Consider the following 6,572-nt stretch of genomic DNA (forward strand, 5'->3'; position numbering starts at 1 on the left):
CTCAGGGGAGCGGGCCCGCCGCCTTTTCCCCCGTCTTTCTCCGCCGCCCCGCTTGTCATTCGGGGCGGGGGAGCAGTCTGTCCGGGCCCTTCTGCGTCTCGGACCTCAGCTTCGCGCGCAGCTTCAGCTGCGCGTCCGACAACGTGCCCCGGGCGGCCCGGGGCGGGACGCCCTGCACGGTCTCGCCGGCGGGCACCGGGGGCTCGTAGCGGGTGGGGGCGGTGCGCGCGGTCAGCGCGGTCGCGCCGATGATCGCGATCGTGAACGCGATCGCCGCCCTGGTCCAGACGCGGGCCCGCCGCTCACCGGCCAGCCGCACGGCGGGCGGTTTGGGCGCGCGCAGCCGTTCGGCGGACGCGACCTCGGCCAGCCGCCGGTGCAGTACGGCCGGGTTCGTCAGCTCGGGCAGCCGCGCGGCGACCGCCTCGCGCGCGTGCAGCAGCCGGTACGCCGCCGCCGGGGTGCTCGCCTCGGTCTCGGCGGCCGTCTCCGGCAGATCGAGCCCGACGCCGTCGTAGAGCAGGAGCGTGCGGCGGTACGTCGCCGGGAGCGTGAGCAGGACGTCCAGCAGCGCGCGGTCGGGGGCCTCGGCCGGGGGCGGCTCCGGGTGCCGATAGCGCGGGCGGAACCGGTGCCATGGTGAGAGCGCGTACTCGTGGGCCGCGGCGCGCACCCAGCCGGCCGGGTCGGGGTCCACGGCCACCTCGGGCCAGCGCTGCCACGCCAGCCGGAACGCCTGTTCGACCGATTCGCGGGCGAGTTCGCGACGCCCGGACAGCAGATAGGCCTGCCGGACGAGGGCGGGGGCGCAGAACCCGTAGAGCGCGTCGAAGGCCTGAGCGGGCGTCAAGAGCGTGGCCGGCGAGCCCGTTCCGCAAGCGGGTTCCCCGCCCAGCGGGTCCGCGCCCAGGGTCCCCCGGCCTGCTTTCCCCCGGTGTGCCGTTGCCCGGTCTGCCGTCGCCGGGCCTGCCTTCGCGGGGCGTCCTTTCGTCAGGCGTTCCGTCACCTGACGTCCGGTCGCCGCCTCCTGGGTGTTCGTCACCTTTTCCGCCTTGTCCAGCGATGCCGGCAGTTGCGCGTACGCCTCCCGTGCGCGGCCTCGGGGCACTGCTTCACAGAGTGCCCCTTCGCCCGTAAAAGTACATAAAACGTATCTTGGGCGACACATCGGAAGTTCGCCCGTTACGACGGAAAAGCGCGTGTCGTTGGGAGCATGGCCGTCGTGATCCCGATGACCGCTCGCCGGTTTACGTTGTCGTCCCTGCTGCCCCGGATGCGCGACCGATCGCCCGGACTGGCCGCCGGCCTCGTGGGCGGTGTGCTCGCGGCCGGACTGGGGCTCGGGTCCTTCGCCGCGCTCGTGATGGTGCTGTGGATCAGCTCCCCCTACCCCGACAGCGGGCCCGGCGGCGCGCTGCACGTCGCCGCCGCGCTGTGGCTGCTGGCCCACGGCGCGGAACTGGTGCGCGTCGACACGCTGTCCGGGGCGCCGGCGCCGGTCGGCGTCACTCCGCTGCTGCTGCTCGCGCTGCCGGTGTGGCTGCTGCGGAGGGCGGCCCGCGACGCGGTGGACGCGGGCGACGGCGACGGCGGCGACGAGAGCGGGGAGCAGGCGGGCGCCCGCACCGTGTGGGTCGGCGTCGTGGTCGGGTATCTCGCCGTCGGCTCGGGCGCCGCCCTCTACGCCGCCGCGGGCGAGGTCCTGCGGACCTCATGGGCGTGGACGGCGGTATGCGTGCCGGCGGTGGCCGTGCTGGCCGCCGGGGCAGGCGTGTGGTCGGCCTGCGGTCGCCCGCGCGGAGCCGTGGACGGCGTGCTGCTCATGCTGCCGCGGGGGCTGCGACGGCCGCTGCTCGGGACGGCGGAGCGCGCACGTCTGGCGGCCGCGGCACGGGCGGCGGCCGCGGGTGCGGTGGTGCTCGTCGGGGGCGGCGCCCTGCTGGTGGCGTCGTCGTCGGTGTGGCACGCCGGGGCGGCCCGCGAGGCGTTCCTGCAGTTGACGGAGGGCTGGTCCGGGCGGTTCGCGGTGCTGCTGCTGTGCGTGGCGCTGGCGCCGAACGCGGCGGTGTGGGGGGCCGCCTACGCCCTCGGCCCGGGGTATCTCCTCGGCGCGGGGCACGCGGTGGCGCCGCTGTCCTCCGACCCGGCGCCGCTGCTGCCGCCGTTTCCGCTGCTGGCGGCGGTTCCCGAGGCCGGGGCCGGTACGCCGTGGAACTGGGCGGCGGGCGTGGTCCCGCTGCTGGCGGGCGTCACGGCAGGCGTGTTCGCGGCCCGTGCGGCGACGGCCCGTGCGGCGACGGGGCGTACGGCATTCGCCGGGACCGCCGGGACCGCCGGGACCGCCGGGACGGGTCGGGGCGGCGGGACGGCTGCGGCTGCCGCGGCCGCCGGGGACGACGGCGAGGTCTGGTCACGGGGGAGGACCGTCGGAGTCGTCCTCCTGGCGGGTCTGGGGTGCGGGGTGCTGACGGGAGCGCTGGCGGCGCTGTCGGGCGGGCCGCTGGGCGTCTCCGTGCTGGCCCGGTTCGGGCCGGTGTGGTGGCAGGCCGGGGGCGCGGCGCTGCTGTGGGTGGCGGGGGTGGGGACGCCGGTGGCCGTGGCGGCACGCGCGTGGCGTTGCCGGGGGCGTGGGGCGGCCGGGAGGGCCCGCGTGCCCGGGAGGCGGTCGGCCGGGAAGGCGGGGACGGGACGCGGGACGCCGGGGGCCGCAGGCGCCGCGGGGGAGGAGCTGTACGACTTCCTCGTCCCGCGGGACGAGGCGCCCGGCGTGCCGCCGCAGCTGTTCGAGGAGGTCGTCGACCCCTTCGCGCCGATCGAGCCGGCGTCCTACGCGGCGCCCCCGGACCTCTTCGCCCCCCTCGAGCCCGCGCCGTTCCTCGAGCCAGGCGACGTCTCCACGCCGCCCTGGCGTCCCGCGCCGACCAGGCCGCTCACACCGCCCCGGCTCGCCGAGCCGCCCGAGCCGCTCGCATGGCGTGAGCCGCTCGCAGGCGTCGGGCCGGTGGAGCCCGTCGAGCCGCTGGAGCACGTGGAGCCCGGCGCGCGGGCGTGGCACGGGGACTCGGCCCGGGAGGCCAGGTGGGCGGCGCTGCGCGAGGCGCGCGAGGAGGGCGAGGCGCGCGAGGAGGGCGAGGACGGCTACGACGATGAAACGGAGTCGAAGAGGCGGTGACCGTCGGGCGGACGGTCACGCCGATGACCGGCGTCCGTCCGCCCCTCGTCTGCGGGAAGGGCGGGACCTCAGGAGTCGGACCCCAGGATGCCCCGCAGTTCCTTCGGCAGCAGGTCGCTGCAGGACTGCTGCGCCTCGTTGGTGAGGGCGTCGTTGGTGCAGGTGTAGTAGTCCTTGTAGACGAGCTGCGCGGTGAAGCCGGCGGCGACCAGGGCCAGCGCCAGGGAGGCGGTGACCACGCCGCTGATCGCGGCGGTCTTCTGCGGGCGGCCGCCGCTCTCCGGGCTGTCGGGCGACGGGGTGCGGGGCCCCGCGCGCAGGGCGCTGATGCCCCAGTTCAGGGCGAGGGCGCCGAGCAGCAGGGCCACGTACGGCCAGCCGAAGAGGACGAAGAAGAAGGCCCACATGCCGCTGAGCAGCGCGTAGCGCGCGCGGCGCTGGGCGGGGTCGGTGGGGTCCCAGCGCTTGCCGCCGTTCTCGGGGCCCGGACCGCCGTTCTCCGGGCCAGGACCGCGGCCCGGGCGTTCGCCGAAGCCGCCGCCGGGGGAGCGGCCGGGCTGTTGGTCGCTCCACTGGCGGCCCCACGGGGACTCCCCGCCCTCGGGGGCGCCGCCCGCCGGACGCCGGGGCTGCCACGGGCGCTCGGGGGCCCCCTCCGGAGGCGGGGCGAACGGGTTGTCGTCCTCGGGGGGCGTGCCGTCGCCCGAGGGGGCGTCCGGAGGGGATGCTGGGCGCTCCCGCAGCAGCACGGCGCCGCGCTCCCCTCCCTGCGGTGACTGCGGGGGGAGCGTGAGGAGTCGCAGACTGCGGTCCGGCATCAAATGAGCGTCTTCCCCTAGGAGATACGGCTGACTGGTGTGAGCTGTCGTAGGGGGAACGCACCGCACGACGACCGCGTTCCCGCTCCCCACTCCTCGCAGACGCTACCTTCCGGCCGCGCCCCCGTCCCTCGGGGGCCGCCCGGTGTGCCGGTATCGTTGCTGACGGTCGGCTCCTTCGTAGGCTTCCCCGTATCCGGGGGCGCGATGCATTCGTACGAAAGCACAAGCCCGCGCAGGCGGCCACCCTCCGTTACGTGCTTCCCCGAGAAAGGGCCCCGCCGTGGCCGCCAAGCCCGTGGCCAAGCGCCTTGTCGTGCTGGTCTCCGGATCCGGTACGAACCTGCAGGCGCTCCTCGACGCCATCGCCGCCGTCGGCGTCGACGCGTACGGCGCCGAGGTGGTGGCCGTCGGGGCCGACCGCGGGGGCGTGGAGGGCCTGGCCCGCGCCGAGCGGGCCGGGATCCCTGCCTTCGTCTGCCGCGTCAAGGACTTCGCGGGCCGGGAGGAGTGGGACGCGGCGCTCGCCGAGGCCGTGGCCGCACACGAGCCCGACCTCGTGGTGTCCGCCGGGTTCATGAAGATCGTCGGCAAGGAGTTCCTGGAGCGGTTCGGGGGGCGGTTCGTGAACACCCACCCCGCCCTGCTGCCCAGTTTCCCCGGGGCCCACGGGGTGCGGGACGCGCTCGCGTACGGCGCCAGGGTCACCGGCTGCACCGTCCACTTCGTCGACGACGGCGTCGACACCGGCCCGATCATCGCCCAGGGCGTGGTCGAGGTCCGGGACGAGGACGACGAGAGCGCTCTGCACGAGCGCATCAAGGAAGTCGAGCGAAGGCTGCTCGTCGAGGTCGTGGGGCGGCTCGCCCGCAACGGCTATCGCATTGAGGGACGAAAGGTAGTTATCCAGTGACCGCCGACAGCACTGTCACGGCAGAGAGCGGCAAGCGGGGCATCCGTCGCGCGCTCGTCAGCGTCTACGACAAGACCGGTCTCGAGGAGCTCGCGCGCGGGCTGCACGAAAGCGGTGTCGAGCTCGTCTCCACCGGTTCCACCGCCTCCCGCATCGCCGCCGCCGGCGTGCCCGTCACCAAGGTCGAGGAGCTGACCGGCTTCCCCGAGTGCCTGGACGGCCGGGTGAAGACCCTGCACCCCAGGGTGCACGCGGGCATCCTCGCCGACCTGCGTCTCGAGGACCACCGGCGGCAGCTCGACGAGCTGGGCGTCGCGCCGTTCGACCTGGTCGTCGTCAACCTCTACCCGTTCCGCGAGACGGTCGCCTCGGGCGCCTCCGAGGACGAGTGCGTCGAGCAGATCGACATCGGCGGGCCGTCCATGGTGCGCGCGGCCGCCAAGAACCACCCGTCGGTGGCCGTCGTCACCAGCCCGGACCGGTACGCCGACGTCCTCGCGGCCGTGCAGGACGGCGGCTTCGACCTCGCCGCCCGCAAGCGGCTCGCCGCGGAGGCCTTCCAGCACACGGCCGCCTACGACGTCGCGGTCGCCAGCTGGTTCGCGTCCTCCTACGCGCCGGTCGACGAGTCCCGGTTCCCCGACTTCCTCGGCGGCACCTGGGAGCGCAGGAGCACCCTGCGCTACGGCGAGAACCCGCACCAGCCGGCCGCGCTCTACGTCGACGGCAGCGGCGCCGGTCTCGCCGAGGCCGAGCAGCTGCACGGCAAGGAGATGTCGTACAACAACTACACGGACACCGATGCCGCGCACCGGGCCGCGTACGACCACCCCGAGCCGGCCGTCGCGATCATCAAGCACGCCAACCCGTGCGGGATCGCCGTCGGCGCGGACGTCGCCGAGGCGCACCGCCGGGCGCACGCCTGTGACCCGCTGTCGGCGTTCGGCGGCGTCATCGCCGTGAACCGGCCGGTGAGCCGGGAGATGGCGGAGCAGGTCGCGGAGATCTTCACCGAGGTCATCGTGGCGCCGGACTACGAGGAGGGGGCGCTGGAAGCCCTCACCAAGAAGAAGAACATCCGCGTGCTCAGGGCGCCGCAGGGCCCCGTGGCCCCCGTCGAGCTCAAGCCCGTGGGCGGCGGCGCGCTGCTCCAGGTCGCCGACCGGCTCCAGGCCGAGGGCGACGACCCGGCCAACTGGACGCTGGCGACCGGTGAGGCGCTGTCCGGGCCGGAGCTCGCCGAGCTGGCGTTCGCCTGGCGGGCGTGCCGGGCGGTGAAGTCCAACGCGATCCTGCTCGCCAAGGACGGCGCCTCGGTCGGCGTCGGCATGGGGCAGGTCAACCGCGTCGACTCGGCCAAGCTGGCCGTCGAGCGGGCCGGGGAGGAGCGGGCGCGCGGCTCCTACGCCGCCTCCGACGCGTTCTTCCCCTTCCCGGACGGGCTCGAGGTGCTCGTCGAGGCCGGTGTGAAGGCCGTGGTGCAGCCCGGCGGTTCGGTCCGTGACGAGCTGGTCGTCGAGGCCGCGAAGAAGGCGGGCGTGACGATGTACTTCACCGGCACGCGGCACTTCTTCCACTGAGGTCGCGGGGCGCCCGGCCGTTCCGGGCGCCCGAGGCGACGACGCCGCGGCGCGCGAAGCGGCGCACGACGTCAGAAGGGCGGTCCGGC

5 protein-coding genes are annotated in these 6,572 nt (G+C 75.3%); 3 read left to right on the forward strand and 2 right to left on the reverse strand.

Annotation, left to right across the window (positions count from 1 at the left end):
* Positions 1–55: 55 nt before the first annotated feature.
* A complete protein-coding gene (locus ABT300_RS39950) occupies positions 56–1,108 on the reverse strand; it encodes an RNA polymerase sigma factor (protein WP_351686862.1) in 1,053 nt (350 codons plus the stop codon).
* A 105-nt stretch (positions 1,109–1,213) separates the two neighbouring features.
* Between ABT300_RS39950 and ABT300_RS39955 the strand changes: the two genes are divergently transcribed.
* Entirely contained in the window at positions 1,214–3,172 is a 1,959-nt protein-coding gene (locus ABT300_RS39955; protein WP_351686865.1) for a cell division protein PerM, read from the forward strand.
* 68 nt (positions 3,173–3,240) lie between these two features.
* Here the strand turns inward: ABT300_RS39955 and ABT300_RS39960 are convergent, their stop codons facing one another.
* Entirely contained in the window at positions 3,241–3,990 is a 750-nt protein-coding gene (locus tag ABT300_RS39960; RefSeq protein ID WP_351686867.1) for a hypothetical protein, read from the reverse strand.
* Positions 3,991–4,273: 283 nt separating this feature from the next.
* Here ABT300_RS39960 and purN point away from each other — a divergent pair, with 283 nt between their 5' ends.
* Both purN and purH read left to right on the forward strand, forming a co-directional pair.
* The gene (gene purN / locus ABT300_RS39965; RefSeq protein WP_351686870.1) at positions 4,274–4,903 is read left to right on the forward strand and encodes a phosphoribosylglycinamide formyltransferase; all 630 of its coding nucleotides are present in this window, start codon (positions 4,274–4,276) and stop codon (positions 4,901–4,903) included.
* Positions 4,900–6,483 carry a bifunctional phosphoribosylaminoimidazolecarboxamide formyltransferase/IMP cyclohydrolase gene (purH, locus tag ABT300_RS39970; RefSeq protein ID WP_351686873.1) on the forward strand — a complete coding sequence of 528 codons (1,584 nt, stop codon included), beginning with the start codon at positions 4,900–4,902 and terminating at the stop codon, positions 6,481–6,483. The genes purN and purH overlap by 4 nt, the downstream gene beginning before the upstream one ends.
* The last annotated feature ends 89 nt before the right edge of the window (positions 6,484–6,572 follow it).

It is taken from the genome of Streptomyces sp. NPDC001027, from assembly GCF_040299045.1.
In the GTDB taxonomy this organism is placed as follows: Bacteria; Actinomycetota; Actinomycetes; order Streptomycetales; family Streptomycetaceae; genus Streptomyces.